Origin of the sequence: Candidatus Pelagibacter giovannonii, assembly GCF_012276695.1 — a bacterium.
GTDB lineage: Bacteria > Pseudomonadota > Alphaproteobacteria > Pelagibacterales > Pelagibacteraceae > Pelagibacter > Pelagibacter giovannonii.
In genome coordinates, this window is sequence record NZ_CP038852.1 from 243373 (window position 1) to 265339 (window position 21967).

A 21967-nucleotide genomic window follows, 5' to 3' on the forward strand; every position below is an offset into this window, starting at 1 on the left:
AGTTTATACACTCATGGTGTCAATTTTTAAACTTACATAATTACTTAAATTGTTAATTTCTTCAATATTTCTTGGTTTTATTGATCTAAATTTCTTGAATTCAGTAGTATTAGAAATTTTTAACAATATATTTGATATATCAGTAAATTTAATTTTATTATTTAAAAAAAGTTTTACTAATTTATCATTTGCGCTAACAATTATAGTCTCAAATAATGAATCTTCATTGCTCAAATTATTAAGAATTTTAATTATTGGAAATCTGATATTATCAATTTTTTTAAGATTTAGATTGTTTAAAGTTTCTATATCGATGTTTTTTGATTTAAGTTTTTTATTAGTATTAAAATAAATAGAATTAAAAATAGGGATTATCATATTTGTATCGTGAACTAAAAGTTTTGATAAACCATTATTAAACTTTACTATTGCGTGTAAATATGACTTTGGATGAGTTAATATTTCAAGTTGACTATAGTCTAAATTAAATATCTTTTTTGCTTCTATAATTTCAAAAACCTTATTCATCATAGTAGCAGAATCGATTGTAATTTTTTTTCCCATCGACCAATTAGGATGTTTTAAAGCATCTTTAATGGAAATATTTTTAAATTTTTTTAACGATAGTTTTCTAAAAGGACCACCAGAGGCAGTTATATAGATTTTTTCAAGATTATCATTTTTATTATTATCTAGTAATGACCAAATAGAAAAGTGTTCAGAATCAACTGGTATAAAAAATGTTTTATACTTATTTAAATCTTTTTTAATCAAATTCCATCCACAAATAATTGATTCTTTGTTTGCAATTGCTATTGTTTTGGTAAATTTAATTATATCTAAGGTGGGTCTTAGTCCTTGGAAACCTGAAATAGCACACATTGTATAATCGATTTTTTTATTTATATCAAAAATTTTATTTAACGAATCAAAATTTTTAAAAACTTTAACTTTAGTATTCTTTAAAAGTTTGGTTGCAATTAAATAAGAATTATAATCAGTAAGAATTATATTTTTAACATTAAAGAACTTGGCTTGTTTTATTAATTTCTTATAGTTTTTATTTGCTGCGAGTAGTTCGATTTTAAAGTTTTTTCTGTCATCTTTAATAATTCTTAATAAAGATGATCCCACAGATCCAGTTGATCCAAAAATTGCAATTTTCTTCATATCAAATAACTATAAACAAAATAATCCCAAGTGGAATTGCAAAAATTATTCCATCTATTCTATCTAAAACACCTCCATGGCCAGGGAGTAAATCACTAGTGTCTTTAACTTTTGCTTTACGTTTTAAGAGTGAAATGAATAAATCTCCTAATTGAGATGTTAAGGATATAATAATTGTTATCAAAAAAAGGCTTAGCAGGTTTTGATCAATTTGACTTTTATAAAAAAAAGGGATCAAAAATAATGAAAAAATTAATGAACCAATAGATCCTGAAATAGTTTTATTGGGACTAATTTTAGTAAGTTTTTTTCCTTTAAATATTTGTCCACAAATAAGCCCTCCTATATCTGACATTATTGCAACCAAGACCGAATATAAGAGATAAATTTTGAAATTAGAATACTCTGACTCTATAGCAAAAATTAAATAAACTAATCCTGATAAATAAAATAATGATAAAGTTTTATAAAAAAATCTTAAAATTCTATCTTTTAAAATATTTTTTTTTAAAATTTTCGATATTAATGCATAGAATTCAATCCATGATATTATCGCAATAATGATTAAAGAAACTATCATTATATAAGAATAAAAAAACATCCCAATTAAAAGAAAAGTAAGAAATATTGAAGTTAAAATTCTTTTTTTAAGGTTTGAGTTCATTAAATTGATCCAAAATTTCTTTTAATATTCTTAAATTTATTTAAAATTTTATTAAAATCTTTACCTTTGAAGTCAGGCCATAATTTTTTTTCAAAAAATATCTCAGTATAAGATAATTGCCAAAGTAAAAAATTGCTTAATCTATGGGTATTCCCTGTTCTTATTAACATATCAGGATCAGGTAAGTGTCTTGTATACAAATTCTGATCAATATTTTTTTCATTTAATTTGATTTTTTTTTGTTTAATTTTCTTTATAGTATTGATTAACTCAACTTTAGAACCATAGTTTAAGGCAATATTAACTTGTAATGATTTTTTATTGATGGTTTTTTTTTCTGATAGTTTTATTAATTTCTGAAGTTTTATTGGTAATTTATTTATTTCTCCAATAAATTTAAGTTTAATATCTTTTTCTATAATCTTATTAATCTTCTTTTTTAAAAAATTTTCTAATAATTTAAACAAGAAAATGATTTCATTTTTTGGCCTTTTCCAATTTTCTGAAGAGAAAGCATAAAGAGTTAAAACCTGAATTTTATTGTGAATGCACTGGTTGATAATTATATCGACAGTATTTAAGCCTGCTCTGTGACCTGCATTTCTGGATTTTTTATGTTTAACGCCCCATCTACCGTTTCCATCCATGATGATGGCAACATGTTTGACTGGGTTCATATTGTCATTATTTCTTTTTCTTTGGCTTCAACTCTAACATCTATAGTTTTAATATGTTCGTCAGTAAATGTTTGTACTAATTTTTCATTAATTTTTTCATCATCTTCACTGATTTCTTTGCCTTTAACTAAACTTTTTAAGTCATCATTAGCTTCTCTTCTAATATTTCTAATTGAAATTTTACACTTTTCACCCATAGATTTAATCAATTTTTTAATCTCAGTTCTTCTCTCTTCATTTAAATCTGGGACAGGTAGCCTAATTAATTGACCGTCAATTTGAGGATTTAAACCTAATTCTGATTTTTTTATAGCCGTATCTACGAGCGGAACATTATTTAGGTCCCAAACTTGGATATTGATTGTTCTAGCATCAGGAGTCGTTATGCTTGAAACTTGGTTTAATGGCATCGCTTGACCATAAACATCAACTTTAACAAGATCTAACATTGAGGCATTTGCCCTTCCAGTTCTTAATGAAGTTAATTCTTTTTGAAAGACCTCAATAGTTTTATCCATTTTCTGACTGTATGTTTTTTCATTAAACATTTATTCACCTATCTTAATTCTAAAAAAATCATTAATCTTTAAGTCAGGTATATTAAGTTCTTTTACAATATCTTGCACTTTCTTTTTAGGCTCCATAACCCAGGCTTGTGTTAACAAAGCATTTTCCTCTTTAAATTTATTCATTTTACCTAAGCTAATTTTTTGTGCAATTTCTTCAGGCTTACCAGAGTTTTTTAACTCTTCTGTAACAAGATCTTGTTCTTTTTGAAGTAGATCTTTATCAATTAAGTCAGAACTTAGCGCCAAAGGATTTGATGCTGCAATATGCATTGAAAGTTGTTTACCAAAAGCTTTAACATTATCACTGCCATCTGAAGTCTTAAGTGAAGCTATAACTGATAATTTAGATAAATTATCTTTAACTACAGTGTGCAAATAATTAAAATTTTTAGAACCTGATTGGTTAAATGTCTTAGCTTTACCAACTGTTATCTTTTCACCCATTTTTGCGATTAATGCTACTAGACTATCTTTAACAGTTTCACCATTTGCCATTTTTGATTTATTAAGTTTTTCTAAATCAGATGAGTTTTTATTATTTAATTCACTTAATTCCTTGGCAAAGGATACAAAGTCATCATTCTTTGCAACAAAATCTGTTTCACAATTAATTTCAATAACAGATATTTTATTTTCATCACCTGAAGTTGCAATAACACCTTCCTTAGCATCTCTTGACATTTTTTTTGAAGCTTTAGAAATTCCTTTAACTCTTAAGATTTCTACTGCTTTATCTAAATCACCACGAGATTCTTTAACTGCCAAATTACAATCTTTAAATCCTGCACCAGTTGCTTCACGTAATTGTTTTACTTTTTCCAAATCACTCATATTAATTCAACTTTTCTTTATCTTTTTTTGAAAATTTAGCATCTAACTTCTCTCTATCGATCTCTTGAATAGTTTTTGAAGAAACTTCTTTTACTTTTGACTCACCGACATCAGGTTTTTCTTCATATTTAGATGGAGCAGCTTTTTTTGCATTTTCAATAGTTTCTTTTACTAAATTACAATATAGATCAATTGCTCTTCTAGCATCATCATTACCTGGAATTGGAAAATCAATTCCATCAGGATTAGAATTACTGTCAAGTATAGCACAAATTGGAATACCTAATTTAGATGCTTCAGCAATAGCTAAAGATTCATAATTAGTATCAATAATGAAAACTAGATCTGGAACTTTTTTCATTTCTGCAATTCCACCTAGTGCTCTTTCTAATTTATCTTTTTTGACACTCATCTTTAATAGTTCTTTTTTAGTAAAGCCTCTATTTTCTGCAACAAGATCTGCCTCATATTTTTCATCTTTTTAATTGATCCTGAGATTGTTCCCCAGTTAGTTAACATTCCACCTAACCATCTATAATTTACAAAATATTGTCCAGTTTCTTTTGCAACTTCAGCAATAGCCTCAGATGCTTGTTTTTTTGTGGATACAAAAAGAATTTTACCGTTATTAGCTATTGTATTATAAACTTTTTCCAAAGCTACATTTGTTAACTCTAGTGTTTGAGTCAAATCAATAATGTGAATTGAATCTCTTTTGCCAAAAATGTATTGTTTCATCTTTGGGTTCCATCTTAAAGTCTTGTGACCTAAGTGTACGCCTGCTTCTAATAGTTGTTGGATAGTTAGACTTGGTATTTTCATATTTATTCCCGGTTAAGCCACCACAGTAATTTCCATTTAAGGACCGGAGGTATAAAACCACAAACTGTGTGCGTGTTAATTTAATTTAAGAGTTATTTACAAATTATTTATATAACAAACAAGTCTTTTTTAATGAATAATAGTGGAAATATCATTGTTTCTGAGGATATTGATAGCTTTCCTATCAATAAGACGCTTATTTTTAAGTTTAAAGCTAATATCATTGTTTTTATCGTTAATATTTATTGTTACCTCAGTTGTACCCTCCTCATCCATTAAATCAGATATTTTATCGATGTCTTTAATTGATTTGATATTAAATACAATTTCATTAACAGGTTTATTAAAGAGATCTTTAAGAGAGGCTATTTTTTGAACATTTATTCTTTTAGATTTATTCTCATCGTTAGAGATGGTTTTAATCAAAGTTATAATTAAAGAACTACCTTCAACTAAAACCTCTCTATTTGTTTCCAAAACATCAGAAAAAATAAAGAGCTCAAAAACACTGGTTAAATCAGTAAACTTAATAACACCATACGAATTACCTTTTGCAGTTTTTCTTTCGGTGATTTTTAAAAGTGTGGCTGCAATGTTTGCATCTTTTATGGTGTCGTCTAGATTAAATTTTGCATAATCAACTATTTTATAGTCATCAAAAATTTCTTTAAATTGATTTAAAGGATGGTCAGATATAAAAAAACCAATCGCTTCGAATTCTCTTGATAATCGATCTTCAAACTTCCAATCTTCGATATTAAGAACTATTTCATTATCTTGTTCTTCATCAGAACCAAAAAGATCAATTTGATTTGTTGCTTTATTTTCATAAATATTTTTTGTCTTTAAAATAAAATTTGGAATTGAATTAAATAATGCTTGTCTATTATTATCTATATTGTCAAAAGCTCCTGCTTTAACTAAACCTTCTAATTGTAGTTTGTTAATATCTTTAGGGTTAACTCTATTTAAAAAATCATTAATAGATTTAAATTCACCATTTTCTTTTCTTTCCTTAATAACATTTGATATTGCCTCATAACCAACACTTTTAATTCCGCCAAGTGCATAATAAAAATTATTTTCATCAAATTGAAAATCTGCAAAACACTTGTTAATATCAGGTCGTATAACTTTAATGTTAATTCTTTTAAGTTCTTCATGAAATTCACCTAATTTATTTTGATTTGATATATCCATTGTCATGGATGCAGCAAAAAATTCTTTAGGATAATATGTTTTTAAAAATGCTGTTTGGTAGGAGATTATAGCATAAGCAGCTGCATGACTTTTGTTAAACCCATATTCAGCAAATGGTTCGATTTTTAAGAATATACTTGCTGCAACATCTTTGCTAATTCCATTTTTAAGAGCACCAGCAATAAATCCTTGCTTCTGTCTTTCTAATTCAGCTCTTTTTTTTTTACCCATAGCTCTTCTTAAAATATCAGCCTCGCCGGCGGTAAAACCTGAGAGTTTTTGTGCAATTTGCATCACCTGTTCTTGATAAATAATAACCCCATATGTAGGTTTTAAAATATCTTCTAGTAACGGATGCAAATAATCAGGTGTTTGTCTTCCATGTTTACAGTCATTATAAACTGGTATGTTACTCATGGGTCCTGGACGATAAAGAGCCACTAGAGCAATGATATCTTCAATATGGTTAGGTTTCATCTGCAATAATGCTTCACGCATACCAGCGCTCTCAACCTGAAATAATCCAACAGTATTACCAGAAGACAAAAGTTCAAAAACTTTTTGATCATCAAAGTCAATATCTTCAATTTTAAAATCTTTAACTTTTTTATTAATCAATTTTTGCGTTCTATTAATTACCGTTAAAGTTTTTAATCCTAAAAAATCAAACTTAATTAAGCCAGCATTTTCTGCTGAGTACATGTCAAATTGCGTAGAAGGTAATAATAAGTCTGCAGATGTATCTTTATATAAAGGCACAACTTCAGTTAATTTTCTATCCGCAATTACAACACCTGCTGCATGAGTTGCTACATTTCTATTCAAGCCTTCTAGCTTCAAGGAGAGATCAGTTAATTTTTTAACACGAGGATCTTCATTAACTAATTTTTGAAGTCTTGGTTCGCTATTAATGCATTCAATTAAGCTTTGGGGTCTAGAAGGATCAAAAGGTATCATTTTTGAAATACTATCAACAAAACCATATGGTAAACCTAATACTCTACCAACATCTCTAATAACCATTCTTGCTTTTAATTTTCCAAATGTAATAATATGGGCAACACTGTCTTTATATTTTGTAGTTAAATATTTAAAAACAAGATCTCTTTTTTCCTCACAAAAATCTATATCAAAGTCAGGCATTGACACACGGTCAGGATTTAAAAATCTTTCAAATATTAAATTAAATTTAATTGGATCAACATCAGTAATAGATAAACACCAAGCAACAAGTGAGCCTGCCCCAGATCCTCTACCTGGTCCTACTGGAATGTCATTACTCTTTGCCCATTTAATATAGTCAGAAACAATCAAAAAATAACTAGGATATTTCATTTCAATTATGATCTTTAACTCATGATCTAGTCTGTCTTTATATTTCAAAAATTTATCATCAGCTTCTAAGTTATTTTCTTCAATTTTAAAAACATTAAGAAATTTTTCTCTTAATCCATCTAATGAGTCTTTTTTAAGTATTTCATCGGCGCTACCTCCTTTTTCAGAACTAATATTTGGAAGCACAGGTTTGGAAAATTGCGGTCTAAAATTACATTTAAATGGTAAGTTGAAGTTATTTTCTAAAGCTTCAGGAAGATCTGAAAATAGTTTTAACATTTCTTCATGCGACTTTAAATAATGCTGGTTGCTATATTTAATTCTATTTTTTTCATTAACATAACTTTTAGAACCAATACAAGTTAACGCATCATGAGCTTCATGCATATCAGGTGTTAAATAATAAACTTCATTAGTAGCAATAATTGGTATTTTAATTTTTAAAGATTGTTCTAAGTTAAATTTTTCAAAGGCAATTTCATTTTGATCACCATGTCTTTGGATTTCTAAATAAAAGTTATCATTAAATTTTGATGATAAGCTCTTATATAATTTCGATATTTCATCAAAACGACCTTTTTCAAATAATTTACCAAATAAACCTTGTATAGTTCCAGAAAGTAAAGACACGCCTTCCGTATCAATTAAAAGTTCCTTAATATCTAAATGAGGATCAGATAAAGCATCATTTTCAAGGTAAGACCTTGAAGAAAGTTCTATAATTCTCTTATATCCATTTTCGTTAAGAGCAATCAAGGGTAATAACCCTGTTGTGTCTTCAAATTTAAAGTAAATTTGAGTGCCAATAATTGGCTGCGTTCCAACTTTAGAAATATTTTCAGCGAACTCTAATGCACCACATAAATTGGATGTATCAGATAGACCCAAACAAGATATTTTTTTTTCTTTGCAAAAATCTTTTAAATTATCAATTTTAATAGCACCTTCACAAATTGAATACTGTGTGTGAATTTTTAAGTGATTAAAGTTTTGACTATTTAGTTCTAACATTGATAGTTTTTATATTACCATCAATCATTTCTAGTTTGCAATCAGCCATATTGGCAAAAAATCTATTGTGAGTTGCATAGATTATTACTCTGTTTTTATTTTTCAAATTATACAAAACATTAAAAACCTCTTTGGCGGTAGTATGATCTAAACTGCCAGTAGGCTCATCTGCTAATATAATTTCAGGCTCATTAATAAGTGCTCTAGCCATTGCAATTCTTTGCATTTCACCCCCTGATAATTCAGAAGGAAAATGCGTCTCACGTGATGAAAGACCCATTGTTTTTATAATTTTTTTTGCTCGATAAATTGAATTTTTTTTGTCATTGATTAAAGCTAAACCAGCTAAATAGACATTCTCTAACGCAGTAAAATCTGGAAGTAAATTATTTTGTTGATAAATAATACCAATTTTACTTGATCTGATTTTATCATTTTTTGAATTATTGTTAAAGTTTACTTGTACACCGCCAATTGACAATGAGCCGGTAGTAGGTTTATCTATCATCGATAAAACATTTAATAATGTAGATTTTCCTGATCCAGATGGACCAACTAGTGAATAAATCTTACCATTTGTAAAAGAATAATTAATTTTTTTTAAAACATTTATTTTTCGATTGATAGAAAAAGATTTTGATATGTTCTTTAGTGATATTAAATTATTCATACTTAAGTCCTTTAACTGGGTCTAATTTTGAAGCTTTTATTGCAGGAAAAATTGAAACAATGATTGTTATAAAGATTGAACAAAGAGAAATAATAAAAATTGAGGTTGGGTTTATTTCAGAAGGCATTGTGCTTAAAAAATAAATTTCTTCAGGAAACAAACTAATATTAAATGTACTGCTTAAAAACTCTCTCAAGTTTTCTATATATAAAGAGAATATTACACCTAAAAAAATTCCAAAGAATGTTGCTGTAGTTCCAATAATAACTCCAACAAGAAAAAATATCTTAACAATGGATTTATTTAAGACACCGATGGACTTTAGTATAGCTATATCTCTTGTTTTATTTTTAACCAGAATTGTAAGCCCAGAAATAATATTAAAAGCAGCCACTATAATAATTAAAGATAAGATTATAAACATTACATTTCTTTCAACCTTTAATGCTGAAAACAATGAACCATTCATATCAGCCCAACTATAAACAAATTCATTTTTGAATATTTTTTGAATTTTATTTTTTTCTTCTTCAATATTAGATGGTTTATTCAAGTAAATTTCTAGGTTACGCTTTTCTTTTTTAAGATTAAAAAAGTTTTCCAGCGTGTTTAAATTTATGAAGGCTATGTTGGCATCAAAATCAGCTAAACCACTATCAAAGATTGAACTAATAATAAAAGTTTCTTGTCTAGGTAGGCTTCCTATAATCGTTTCTATGCCTACTGGAGACATAATTGATACTTTATCACCCACACCAAGATCTAAATTAAAACTTAATTCTTTACCTATTGATATCGAATTCTTTGATAATTGGTTTGATTTACCAATTAAGTTTCCTTTTTTTACAACATCAAGTTTTAGAAAGTTTTCACTGCTGTAACCTCTTAAAATTAGGCCTTTAGTGTAGTCTTTGCTAATGACAATTGCCTCACCAGTATTACTAAGTATTAATTCTTCTGAAATTAATTTTAAATTTTCATTATCTAATTGTTCTAGACTAATAGGACTCTCATATGGCTTAACGGTAACATGAGCATTAAATCCTACAATCTTATTAATTAACTCGGTTCTAAAGCCATTCATAACAGACATCACAATAATTAACACTGCAACTCCTAAGCTAATTCCAATAAATGAAAAAATAGAAATTATATTTAAAAAACCATCTTTTTTTCTGGTTTTTAGATATCTAAGTGTAATTTCTTTTTCTAATACAGAAATCAATTTTTTAATTTTTGTTCAGTTAAAATTTGAGTTATTTGATCTATGGTTAAACTTTTAGGATCTTTTCCAATTTCTTTAAACTCTAATAAATCACCATCTGATTTTTTTCCTAAAATTACTTGATAAGGTACACCTATCAAATTAAATTTTTTAATTTTTGATGAAAGATTTTCATCCATATCATCAATAATTGCGTCAATATTTTTACTTTCAAAATGTTTAAAAAGTTTATTTGCTTTGTCTAATGCCGATGTGTCATTTTTATTAATCATTGGTATTATGGCAAGCTCATATGGTGCCACAGAGAATGGCCATTTCATTATTTCTTCTTTTTCATCATATTTTGCTTCTATAATTGCACCAACTAGTCTTGATACACCAATTCCATACGATCCCATTTTAACAAAATCTTTTTTACCACCCGGAAGATCTACAGTTGCATTTAAAGCTTTTGAGTACTTGTCTCCAAAATAAAAAATGTGACCTACTTCTATACCTTTTGTAATAAGTCTATTTTCTTCTGAAACTTTTTCTTCAAATTCATCTTTATTAAATTTTTCATCAGCTACAGCGTAATATTGTTCATATTTTTTTCTTAGGTCTTGTAAAGATTGTCTATCCATTACAGATTTCTCACTGTCTAAATCAAAAACTCTTTTATCAGTAAAAATTTTACTTTCACCAGTGTCTGCTAAAATAATAAATTCATGAGAAAGGTTTCCACCAATTGGTCCCGTATTAGCTGCCATTGGTATTGCTGAAAGTTCCAATCTTTTAAATGTTTTTAAATATGAAAAAAAGAATTTATCATATGAGAAAGCAGCATCTTCATCATTTACATCAAACGAATATGCATCCTTCATATAAAATTCTCTACCTCTCATAATTCCAAATCTCGGTCTAACTTCGTCTCTAAATTTCCATTGTATGTGGTACAGTAATTGAGGTAATGATTTATAAGATTTAACACTTGATCTAAATATATCGGTAACCAGCTCTTCATTTGTTGGTCCATAAAGCATCTCTCTACCTTGTCTATCTTTAATACGAAGCATTTCATCTCCATAATCATCATAACGACCACTTTCTTTCCAAATATCACTAGGTTGGATAGTTGGCATAAGTATTTCTTGAGCACCAATTTTGTTCTGTTCTTCTCTAACTATTTGTTCAATTTTTTTCATCACTTTAAAACCTAAAGGAAGCCATGAATAAATACCCGCAGAAGATTGCTTAATCATACCAACTCTTAGCATTAACTGGTGTGATTTAATTTTTGCTTCTGATGGGTTGTTTTTTAATATTGGTATGAATGATTTTGAAATGTACATTTTTAGCTAATTATATATCTTAAATTTAAATATTCATATTTTATCAATAAATAAATTATCACGAAAATAACAGTTGTAATACCAGTACAATAAATGAATTTTTTTAACATTTTAGGATTTTCTGGAGAACCAGCGTCTTCACCTTCAATTTTGACAGATTTTAGTCTATTTACATCAATTGGAAGGATCGTGAAAAAAACTATCCACCAAATTATAATGTAGATTATAGCAAGACCTGTTGCGCTCATCTAGATTCTTACTAGATTGATATTTATAAATGGTCTTTTACCAGTCAATTCTTTGGCACATTTTCTACATGTAATTTTTAATGCATCAATTAAATTATATTCTTGTTTTTTGCTTTTTATAGAAAAGGTTCTAGTTGTTTTTTCTATTGCCTCTTCTAATTCATAGATGAATTCATCAGCATCATAAACAGGCAACCCTCTAAAGGTTAATACAGGTCTTTTATGAATATTACCCTTTGCAGTAATTAAAATAGTAACCTCCATATATCCATTAGCAGCTATATTTTTTCTATCTTTAATTGATTGAGCATCTTCTTCGACACTCATATTCCCATCTAAATAAAGTCTACCACTTGGAGCTTTATCAAAAACATGCGGTTTACCTGGAGCTAATTTTACAATATCACCGTTTTCTACTTGAACCGGGTGTGGAACTTTCATTTCGTGTGCGAATTTCATATGTTCAATCATGTGTCTGTGTTCTCCATGAACAGGGACTGCACATTGAGGTTTAACCCAATCATACATTTCTCTTAGATCATCTCTATTTGGGTGGCCAGAAACATGAACAAATTCACTTTCCTCTGATATAACTTCAATACCATCCCTAACTAATTGATTTTGTAATTTGTATAATTTTTTTTCATTACCTGGAATAATTTTAGATGAAAAAATAACAGCATCATCTTTCTCGATAAATACATCTGGATGAGTATAGCTTGAAATTCTCATTAGTGCTGCCATAGGCTCACCCTGACTACCAGTACAAAGGTAAATTATTTTTTCCCTAGCAATTTTTTTTGCTTCACGTGCATCTATAGGTTCAATAACATTTTTTAAATAACCACATTGTCTTGCGGCTTTAAATATTCTATGCATAGATCTTCCTACTAAGGATATTTGTCTACCGGTTTTTTCTGCACAATAAAAAGCTGTTTCCATACGTGCAACATTTGATGCAAAAGAAGCCATAACAATTCTTTTTTTAAGGCTACCCATAATATTTAATAAACTTTTTCTAACATCTAGCTCTGAACCAGCTTTTCCCATACTAAATACATTTGTTGAATCACAAACCATAGCAAGGACACCTTCTTTACCAATTTCTTTAAGTCTGTCAGAATTAATTTTTTCACCAATCAATGGTTCTGGGTCAATTTTCCAATCTCCTGTATGTAGTATTACACCTGCTGGAGTTTCAATTCTAAGACCATTAGGTTCAAGAATTGAGTGAGTTAATGTGATGTACTCTATTTTAAAAGGATCTAAATCTACCGTTCCATTTAATTGAACTATTTTTAAATAATTAGTTGCATCAATGTTCTTTTCTTTAAGTTTTTCTTTTATTAAAACTGCAGTAAATGGAGTTGCAAAAATTTTGCATTTTAATTGAGGCCAAAGATGTGCAATTGCCCCTATATGATCTTCATGTGCATGAGTTAAAATAATTCCTAAAAGATCTTCTTTTTTATCAACTATAAATCCAGGATCTGGGTAAATAAGATCAATTCCCGGTAAGGTATCATCAGCAAATGTAACCCCTATATCAACCATGATCCATTTATGTTCACCTGGTTTTCCATAGGCAAACAAGTTCATATTCATGCCAATTTCTCCAGACCCTCCTAAAGGGCAAAATAATAGTTCATCTTTCATATTTATTTAATTAAAGTGGTGGCTCTGATTAGGCCATTAATTGTAATATCTTTATTTAATGTAACTTTCGTTTTTGTTGAATTTTTAAATAACTTGGAAAATCCTCCAGTAATAATTATTTTAAAGGACATCTTGGTCTCTTTCTTAATTAAATTAACAATATTGTCAATTAAACCCTCATAACCCCAAAAAAAACCAGCTCTTACTGCACTAATAGTATTTAAACCAACGACTTTATTTGTTTTTTTTAAACTAATCTTTGGGATTTGCGTTGCCTTATCAGTCAACGTATCAAGTGAAAGCTTAACTCCAGGTGCAATAACACCACCATGATAGGTGTTTTTAATCAAAACATCAAATGTTGTAGCGGTCCCAAAATCTAAAATTATAAAATTATCCTTGTTATTAATAACGCTAATAGCGTTTGCCAATCTATCTGAACCAATTTGTTTATAGTTAACTTTAATCTTAACTAATTTGTTTAACTTAAGTTTCTTAAGCTCGTGACACTTAATTCTATAAGTTTTATTAAAAAAGTTTTTAATTTTATTAAATGATTTTGGTACAACGCTGCAAAATAGACATTTATTAATTGATTTGTCTTTTAAACCTAGACCAAATAAAGATTTATTAAGTAGAGAGTGACTTATTTTTTTTGTTGATAAAGTAACTCTTTTAATAATGATATTTTTAGAGTTTACCAAACAAATTTTAGTTTCTGTGTTTCCTATATCACCAACAATAATCATTTTAAATTTCTATCTAAGTTTTTTATATTAAATTTATGAAACATTGGAATAAAAGTTTCGTAAATTTTTTTTAGCTTTAAAGCAGCATTATTAGGGGTAATTTTGATACCAGTTAGGTCAAAAAGATTTGTAGTTAAATAATCTTTTATAGTTGGACTCTTAATCAAATTTATACCCACTCCAATAATAATAAATTTTTTACCAGATTTGATTAATATCTCCTGCAAGATACCTGAAATTTTCATTTTTTTTATCAACAAATCATTTGGTTTTTTAATTGTAATTTTACCATTATAAAAATTTGATAATAATTTTTTAATTAAAAGACAGTTAACTTTTGTCAAATCTTTCAATGATAATTGAACTTTGTTAATTTGAAAAAAAATACTAATAAATAAATTTCCCTTAAAAGAAGTCCATTTTTTTCCATATTGACCCCTTCCCTTTTTTTGTCTATCAGCAATTACAATTCCTGATTTGTTATTGGTATTTTTAATTATTTGTATAGCTAGATCGTTTGTACTATTTACAATTTTAAAATTGAATTTTTTTAATTTCATTAAATAATATTAATTCTAGATACAATTTCCACCAATTTGCTTGGAAAAATAAAGTATAAGAGAATTAATAATGTTGAAAAAGTTAATGATCCTTTTAACCAAATATTATGATCAGTGTCGTAACCTTCCTTTTCTTTATCAAAGTAAATAACCTTGATTATTTTTAGATAATAAAAAGCAGCTATTACTGTTGATAAGAGACCTACAATGGCCAAGAAGTACATTGACTGCTCTATAACAGCCTTAAAAATATAGAATTTTGCAAAAAAGCCAGCTAATGGAGGAATTCCTGCCAATGAAAAAAGGATAGCTAGTAACGATAAGGATAAAATTGGATGTTTTTTTGATAATCCTGATAAATCACCAATAGTCTCGTAGTACACATCATTTCTCTTCAACATCAATAGACAGCTAAAAAAAGCAAGATTCATAACCAGGTATATCGACATGTATACAACAGAGCTTTGAATACCTTCGTTAGAACCAGTAGACAAACCAGCTAATGCATAACCCATATGGCCAATTGAACTATATGCAATCAACCTTTTGAGATTATTTTGACCAATTGCAGCAATTGCTCCAAAGATCATAGACGCAATTGATAAAAAAATTAATATAGGTTGCCATTGATCGATCATATTAACGAAAGGAACATATAAAAATCTTATGAATACAGTGAGTGCAGCAACTTTTGGCACAATTGCAAAAAATAATGTGACAGCAGTCGGAGAGCCTTCATATACATCTGGTGCCCACATGTGAAATGGTACAGCTGATATCTTAAATGCTAGACCAACAAGTATAAAAACAATTCCGAAAGTTAAACCGTAATGTGAAGAGTTCATTGCATCACCAATAACATTAAAATTAGTTGATCCTGAAAACCCATAAACTAAAGAACATCCATATAGCAATAATCCTGATGATAAAGCACTTAAAACAAAATATTTTAGCCCAGATTCAGATGACTTTAATTGATCTCGATTAAATGAAGCCAAAACATACAAAGCTAAAGACTGTAACTCAAGACCTATATAAAAAACCATGAGATCATTTGAACTGATCATTACCATCATACCTAAAATTGAAGAAAGAACTAAAACTGGATATTCTATTAAGAAAATTTTACATATTTTCAAATATCTTGTTGAAATTGATAAAACAAAAGCACCTCCTAAAATTGTAAGGATCTTCATAAAAGATGAGAGATTATCTATAATGTAACCATTATTAAATAATGAAACATTTTTATCTAATGGATTATTAAAAATTAAAATACCGGTAATCAACAAAGAACCCACTGCAAGATTATGGACAATATTAGAACTATTTTTTTTGTACACACCGAGAAGTAATAAAAACATTATAGACAAAGAAATAAAAACCTCAGGTAATATAAAGTTTAAGTTATCCATTAATTTTGTACCTCAGTTATATTCATATTTAAGTTAAAATTGTACATCTCTATTAAATGTTTTACTGAAATTTCAGTTGTACTAAGGAGTGGTTCTGGATAAAATCCAAAAAATATAACTGGTATTGCTAAACACCATAAAATTAATTTTTCTGAATTATCAAGGTCAGGTATTTTTAAGAGTTCTTTATTTTTAACTTCTCCAAATACAACTCTTCTATATAGCCATAACATGTATGCGGCTCCAAAAATAACTCCTAAACTTGCTATAACTGCCACTAAAAAGTTATCCTTAAATGCGCCCATTAATACTAAAAATTCACCTATAAAACCACTAGTACCAGGTAAGCCTAATGCAGCTAAAGTGAAAAGCATAAATAATATTGAATATTTTGGCATAATTGAAACTAAGCCACCATAAGTTGCTATTAACCTAGAGTGCATTCGGTCATAAACAACTCCAACACATAAAAACAATGCTGCTGAAACCAAGCCATGACTTATCATTTGAACTATACTTCCTTCAATTCCTTGTTGGGTAATTGTAAAAATACCCAATGTAACAAAACCCATATGTGCAACTGAAGAATATGCTATTAACTTTTTCATATCTTCTTGCATCAATGCAACTAGAGACGTGTACACAATTGCAATTAAACTTAAAGTGTAAACTAGTGGTGTAAACAATTCGGAAGCTACTGGAAATAAACCTAAAGAAAACCTAATAAAACCATAACCAGCCATTTTAAGTAATATAGCTGCAAGTAAAACAGAGCCAGCAGTTGGAGCTTCAACGTGTGCATCAGGCAACCAAGTGTGTACAGGCCACATTGGTGTTTTGACAGCAAAAGAACTAAAGAATGCTAACCATAGTAAATTTTGATATTTGCTGTCTATACCAAGATCATAAAGCTGAGTTATATCTGTGGTTCCTGATATCCAGTAGATCGAAATTATAGCAATTAACATTAAAACAGAACCCAGCAAAGTGTATAAGAAAAATTTAAATGCTGAATATACTCTTCTGGTTCCACCCCATATTCCAATTATTAAAAACATAGGTATCAACCCAGCTTCAAAAAATAAATAAAATATAACAAGGTCAAGGGAACAGAAAACTCCGATCATTAAACTTTCCATTACTAAGATAGCAATTAAAAAATCTCTTAGTCTGTCTTTAATTGTATTGTTTACTGAGATTATGCAAAGTGGAGTTATCAGTGAAGTTAGAATAATAAATAAAATCGATATTCCATCAATACCTACTTTGTAATTAATAAATCCTTTTAACCATTCTCTATCTTCGACAAATTGAAAATTAGATGTAGTTGGATCGAACTGATACCAAAGATATATAGAAATCAAAAAGTTAACAAATGAAGTAAATAAAGCAACATATTTACCTGTATTAGAATTTTTATCTTTTGAAAATAATAAAAATAAAGACCCAATTATAGGTAGTAAAATTAAAGATGATAAAATTGGAAAGTTCATTATTTCAAAATCAAAAATGTTAATAATGCAGAAAATCCTAATAATATCATAAACGCATACTGATAAATAAATCCACTTTGAAATTTACTTGCTTTTATTGATAAACTCTTAATTAATGAAGAAACTCCGTCAGGTCCAAATTTATCAATAATTTTAACATCAACTATCTTCCAAAAAAATAGACCTAATTTTTTTGAAAATTTAATGAATAAAACATTATAAAGTTCGTCAAAATACCATTTATTTATTAAAAAATTATGTAATGGCTTATTAGATTCAGCAATTTGATGTGTAACATTTTTATTTTTTACAAATAAATAATAAGCAATTGGAATAGAGGTTAATACAAGTGCTGGTGTCATTAAAAGAAACCATAGTGGAGGGTGTTTCGTGCTTAATGGATTTAAAAATTTAATTGAATCACCCCAAAAACTATTTTCACCACTATGACCAATAAATAAATCTTTAAATAAGAAACCAGCAAAGATAGCTCCAATAGCAAGTATAAATAAAGGTAAAAGCATTACCAATGGAGATTCGTGTATTTCATTAATATTCGTTTTTTTATTATTATAGTCTCCATGAAATGTTTTAAAAATTAACCTCCAGGAATAAATTGACGTTAAAACTGCAGTCAAAATTCCTATTCCTGCTGCATAATATCCAGTTGTATTTCCCTTGAGATACGCAAATTCTATAATTGCATCTTTAGAATAAAAACCAGATAAAAATGGAAACCCAGTAAGAGCCAATGTTCCTATAATCATAAATACATAAGTGTATGGAAGTTTTTTATAAACACCTCCCATTTGGTTAATATTTTGCTCATCATTAAATGAGTGAATTACAGAGCCTGATCCTAAAAAAAGTAAAGCTTTAAAAAAGGCATGAGTAAATAAATGAAACATTGCAACATTATAAGCACCCACTCCTGCAGCAAAAAACATATAGCCTAGTTGACTGCAAGTTGAATAAGCGATTATTTTTTTAATATCAGTTTGTACTAAAGCTACTGTTGCTGCAAAAAAAGCAGTAGTCATTCCAACAATTGTAATTATATTGAGTGTAAGAGGTGAATATTCAAAAATTGGAGAGCATCTTACAACTAAAAAAACGCCAGCAGTAACCATTGTGGCTGCATGAATTAAAGCTGAAACAGGTGTGGGGCCTTCCATTGCATCTGGTAACCAAGTGTGTAAGAAAATTTGTGCTGATTTACCCATGGCCCCTATAAATAAAAGAATACAAATTAAATCAATTGCTCCAACATTAATTTCTAAAAATAAAAGTTTTTTTTCAACAATTTGTGGGATTTGATTAAAAACTTCTGCATAGTTTACGGTGCCAAATAAATAAAAAATTAAAAAAATTCCTAAGGCAAAACCAAAATCTCCTACTCTATTTACTACAAAAGCTTTTATAGCAGCGGCATTAGCTGTTTCTTTCTTAAACCAAAAGCCAATCAAGAAATAAGAGCAAAGACCCACCCCTTCCCATCCAAAAAATAACTGAAGGAAATTGTCAGCGGTAACTAATGCTAACATTGAAAAAGTAAAAAGAGATAAATAAGCCATGAATCTTGGCTTATGTGGATCGTGAGACATATAACCAATTGAGTAAATGTGCACTAATGCTGAAACTAAAGTTACAACAACGAGCATAATTGAGGATAAAGCGTCGACTTTAATAGACCAATTAACATCTAAGGTTCCAGAGTTAATCCAAGTTGCTACAACTACATTGTTTTCATATCCGTTAACAATTACTTGATAGAATAATACAATTGAGAGAAGTGCTGAAATTGATACAAAAAGACTAGTTACAATCTCTGAATTTCTATCACCCAAATATTTACCAAAGAAACCAGAAGTTATTGAAGCTAATAAGGGAAGAAATAATAATACAATCTCCATATTATCCCTTCAAACTATTTATTTCTTCAACTCTAATTGTTGAAGAGTTTCGATAATAAACAACTATTATTGCTAAACCTATGGCTGCTTCTGCAGCAGCTACTGTTAATATAAAGAGAGTAAAAATTTGTCCAGTAATATCATTCAAGAAAATAGAGAAAGCGACTAAATTAATATTTACCGCTAAAAGAATAAGTTCAATACTCATTAATATTACTATAATGTTTTTTCTATTTAAAAATAATCCAACTACGCCAATAGTAAAAATTATTGCTGCTAATGTAAGATAATGACCTAAACCTATATCATTCATCAGATTTAACTCCTTTATTACTCTCAACATCAATTAATTCAACACCATCAGATCTTTCACGAGATATCTGACTAAAATAACTTTGTCTTTTAACACCGGGTCTTTGCCTGAATGTAAGGACAATAGCACCAATCATTGCAACTAATAAAATCATTCCACTTAATTGAAAAACATGAATATAGTCTGTATATAAAACGTATCCGATTGAATGAGTATTAGTTATATCTTTATCAATTGTTAAAGACATAGCTGAAACAAGATCAGGTTTATATTTCCATCCACCAATTACTATTATTAATTCAAAAAATATTAACAAGCTAACTATTATTCCTATAGGAATATGTTTTGAACTTTTCTCTGCACTGAACCATTGATTTTTCTGTTGGGCTACATTAAGCATCATAACTACAAATAAAAATAAGACAGCAACAGCTCCCACATAAATAATCAACATAATCATTCCTAAAAATTCAGCACCAATCATTATGAATAGGCATGAAATACTTATGAAGTCTAAAATTAAAAAAAAAACTGAATGAACAGTATTTTTTGATACTGTTACCATTATAGCAGAAACGATTGCTATAAATGAAAAAGTATAAAAAAATATTGCGTGGGCTAACATAATTATCTATGAGAGTTATCTGCTTTAATATTAGCTGCTAAAATATTTTCCCATCTATCACCATTATCAAGTAATTTATCTTTATTATAATAAAGTTCTTCTCTAGTTTCTGTTGAGAATTCAAAATTAGGCCCTTGTACGATAGCATCCACTGGGCATGACTCTTCACAAAGACCACAGTAAATACACTTCATCATATCAATATCATACCTAGTAGTTTTTCTACTGCCATCAGCTCTTTCTGAGGATTCAATTGTTATTGCTTGAGCTGGGCAAACAGCTTCACATAATTTACATGCAATACATCTTTCTTCACCGTTAGGGTATCTTCTTAAGGCATGTTCCCCTCTAAATCTTGGACTTATTTTTCCCTTTTCAAAAGGATAATTTATAGTTTTTTTAGATTTAAATATTTCTTTGATAGCAATGTTTAGGCCACCTAAAAAATCTAATAAAAAAATTGTTTTAAATATTCTTGAAATTTTCATAATTAATTCACTGGTAATAGGTTGAAGTGGAACAAATAGCTAGCTGTTAGAACTACCCATGTTAATGATATTGGTAAAAATATTTTCCATCCAAGTCTCATTAATTGATCATATCTATATCTTGGAACGATAGCTTTAACCAAAGCAAACAAAATAAATAAGAACAATATTTTAAATATCATCCAAATTACACCTGGTATTAAGTTAAATGGATAAAGATCTATAGGTGATAACCACCCACCTAAAAAAAGTATAGCACCCATAGCACACATCAAAAGAATATTTGCATATTCACCAAGCCAAAACATTGCATACATCATGCCCGAATATTCTGTTTGATAACCTGCAACAAGTTCTGCTTCTGCTTCTGGTAAATCAAATGGTGGTCTATTAGTCTCCGCTAAAGCAGAAATAAAGAAAATAACAAACATTGGAAATAATGGAATTACAAACCATAAATTTTCCTGAGCAATAACTATGTCGTTCAAATTTAAAGAACCAACACAAAGCAAAACATTAATAATAATAACTCCAATCGATACTTCGTAGGAAACCATTTGCGCAGCAGATCTAATAGCACCTAAAAAAGGATATTTTGAATTTGAGGCCCAACCTCCCATAATAATTCCATAAACACCTAAAGACGAAACTGCAAATAAATAAAGGATACCAACATTTATATCTGCTAACACTTGAGTTGCACTGAAGGGAATTACAGCCCATGAAATTAATGCCAAAGTCATAGTAACAATTGGTGCTAATATAAAGATTACTTTATTTGAGCTTGAGGGAATTATAACTTCTTTAAAAATATATTTTAATGCATCAGCTAAAGACTGAAGTAAACCAAAGGGTCCAACAACATTAGGTCCTTGTCTTTTTTGCACAAATGCCCAAATACGTCGGTCAAGCCATACAATCATAGCCACAGAAACTAAAACAGGAACAAGTAAAAATAAAATTTTATAAGTTTGTGAAAAAATTATATTAAGATATTCCATA

General features: G+C 28.6%; 20 protein-coding genes and 1 pseudogene. All 21 read right to left on the bottom strand.

What is annotated here, in order from left to right:
• Nucleotides 1-3: 3 nt before the first annotated feature.
• A complete protein-coding gene (locus tag E5R92_RS01430; RefSeq protein ID WP_168606338.1) occupies nt 4-1170 on the bottom strand; it encodes a 1-deoxy-D-xylulose-5-phosphate reductoisomerase in 1167 nt (388 codons plus the stop codon).
• Nucleotide 1171: 1 nt separating this feature from the next.
• Nucleotides 1172-1834: a phosphatidate cytidylyltransferase gene (locus E5R92_RS01435; protein WP_168606339.1), complete on the bottom strand. Its 663-nt coding sequence runs from the start codon at nt 1832-1834 to the stop codon at nt 1172-1174.
• Nucleotides 1834-2511, bottom strand: coding sequence for a polyprenyl diphosphate synthase (gene uppS / locus E5R92_RS01440; RefSeq protein ID WP_168606340.1), 678 nt, complete (start codon nt 2509-2511; stop codon nt 1834-1836). The genes E5R92_RS01435 and uppS overlap by 1 nt, the downstream gene beginning before the upstream one ends.
• Nucleotides 2508-3059, bottom strand: a complete 552-nt coding sequence (frr, locus tag E5R92_RS01445) for a ribosome recycling factor (protein ID WP_168606341.1) — start codon at nt 3057-3059, stop codon at nt 2508-2510. The genes uppS and frr overlap by 4 nt, the downstream gene beginning before the upstream one ends.
• Entirely contained in the window at nt 3060-3911 is an 852-nt protein-coding gene (gene tsf, locus E5R92_RS01450) for a translation elongation factor Ts (protein ID WP_168606342.1), read from the bottom strand.
• Between the two features lies 1 nt (nt 3912).
• Nucleotides 3913-4733 (bottom strand): annotated as a pseudogene (gene rpsB, locus E5R92_RS07590) (30S ribosomal protein S2).
• 129 nt (nt 4734-4862) lie between these two features.
• The gene (gene dnaE / locus E5R92_RS01460) at nt 4863-8279 is read right to left on the bottom strand and encodes a DNA polymerase III subunit alpha (protein ID WP_168606343.1); all 3417 of its coding nucleotides are present in this window, start codon (nt 8277-8279) and stop codon (nt 4863-4865) included.
• A complete protein-coding gene (locus E5R92_RS01465) occupies nt 8263-8949 on the bottom strand; it encodes an ABC transporter ATP-binding protein (protein WP_168606344.1) in 687 nt (228 codons plus the stop codon). Before E5R92_RS01465 ends, dnaE begins: the two co-directional genes overlap by 17 nt.
• A complete protein-coding gene (locus tag E5R92_RS01470) occupies nt 8942-10174 on the bottom strand; it encodes an FtsX-like permease family protein (protein WP_168606345.1) in 1233 nt (410 codons plus the stop codon). The genes E5R92_RS01465 and E5R92_RS01470 overlap by 8 nt, the downstream gene beginning before the upstream one ends.
• Entirely contained in the window at nt 10171-11505 is a 1335-nt protein-coding gene (proS, locus tag E5R92_RS01475; protein WP_168606346.1) for a proline--tRNA ligase, read from the bottom strand. Before proS ends, E5R92_RS01470 begins: the two co-directional genes overlap by 4 nt.
• A 2-nt stretch (nt 11506-11507) precedes the next feature.
• Entirely contained in the window at nt 11508-11753 is a 246-nt protein-coding gene (locus tag E5R92_RS01480) for a DUF1467 family protein (RefSeq protein ID WP_168606347.1), read from the bottom strand.
• A complete protein-coding gene (locus E5R92_RS01485; protein WP_168606348.1) occupies nt 11754-13409 on the bottom strand; it encodes a ribonuclease J in 1656 nt (551 codons plus the stop codon).
• 2 nt (nt 13410-13411) lie between these two features.
• Complete coding sequence (locus tag E5R92_RS01490; RefSeq protein ID WP_168606349.1) at nt 13412-14158, bottom strand: type III pantothenate kinase; 747 nt, start codon at nt 14156-14158, stop codon at nt 13412-13414.
• A complete protein-coding gene (locus E5R92_RS01495) occupies nt 14155-14718 on the bottom strand; it encodes a biotin--[acetyl-CoA-carboxylase] ligase (RefSeq protein WP_168606350.1) in 564 nt (187 codons plus the stop codon). The genes E5R92_RS01490 and E5R92_RS01495 overlap by 4 nt, the downstream gene beginning before the upstream one ends.
• Entirely contained in the window at nt 14718-16133 is a 1416-nt protein-coding gene (gene nuoN / locus E5R92_RS01500) for an NADH-quinone oxidoreductase subunit NuoN (protein ID WP_168606351.1), read from the bottom strand. The genes E5R92_RS01495 and nuoN overlap by 1 nt, the downstream gene beginning before the upstream one ends.
• The gene (locus E5R92_RS01505; protein WP_168606352.1) at nt 16133-17626 is read right to left on the bottom strand and encodes an NADH-quinone oxidoreductase subunit M; all 1494 of its coding nucleotides are present in this window, start codon (nt 17624-17626) and stop codon (nt 16133-16135) included. The genes nuoN and E5R92_RS01505 overlap by 1 nt, the downstream gene beginning before the upstream one ends.
• Nucleotides 17626-19539: an NADH-quinone oxidoreductase subunit L gene (nuoL, locus tag E5R92_RS01510; protein ID WP_168606353.1), complete on the bottom strand. Its 1914-nt coding sequence runs from the start codon at nt 19537-19539 to the stop codon at nt 17626-17628. Before nuoL ends, E5R92_RS01505 begins: the two co-directional genes overlap by 1 nt.
• Nucleotide 19540: 1 nt before the next feature.
• The gene (gene nuoK / locus E5R92_RS01515; protein WP_168606354.1) at nt 19541-19852 is read right to left on the bottom strand and encodes an NADH-quinone oxidoreductase subunit NuoK; all 312 of its coding nucleotides are present in this window, start codon (nt 19850-19852) and stop codon (nt 19541-19543) included.
• Nucleotides 19845-20477 (bottom strand): NADH-quinone oxidoreductase subunit J, encoded by a 633-nt coding sequence (locus tag E5R92_RS01520; protein WP_168606355.1) that lies wholly within the window; start codon nt 20475-20477, stop codon nt 19845-19847. The genes nuoK and E5R92_RS01520 overlap by 8 nt, the downstream gene beginning before the upstream one ends.
• A gap of 2 nt (nt 20478-20479) precedes the next feature.
• A complete protein-coding gene (gene nuoI / locus E5R92_RS01525) occupies nt 20480-20965 on the bottom strand; it encodes an NADH-quinone oxidoreductase subunit NuoI (RefSeq protein WP_168606356.1) in 486 nt (161 codons plus the stop codon).
• Nucleotides 20966-20967: 2 nt separating this feature from the next.
• A complete protein-coding gene (gene nuoH, locus E5R92_RS01530) occupies nt 20968-21966 on the bottom strand; it encodes an NADH-quinone oxidoreductase subunit NuoH (protein ID WP_168606357.1) in 999 nt (332 codons plus the stop codon).
• Nucleotide 21967 lies beyond the last annotated feature (1 nt).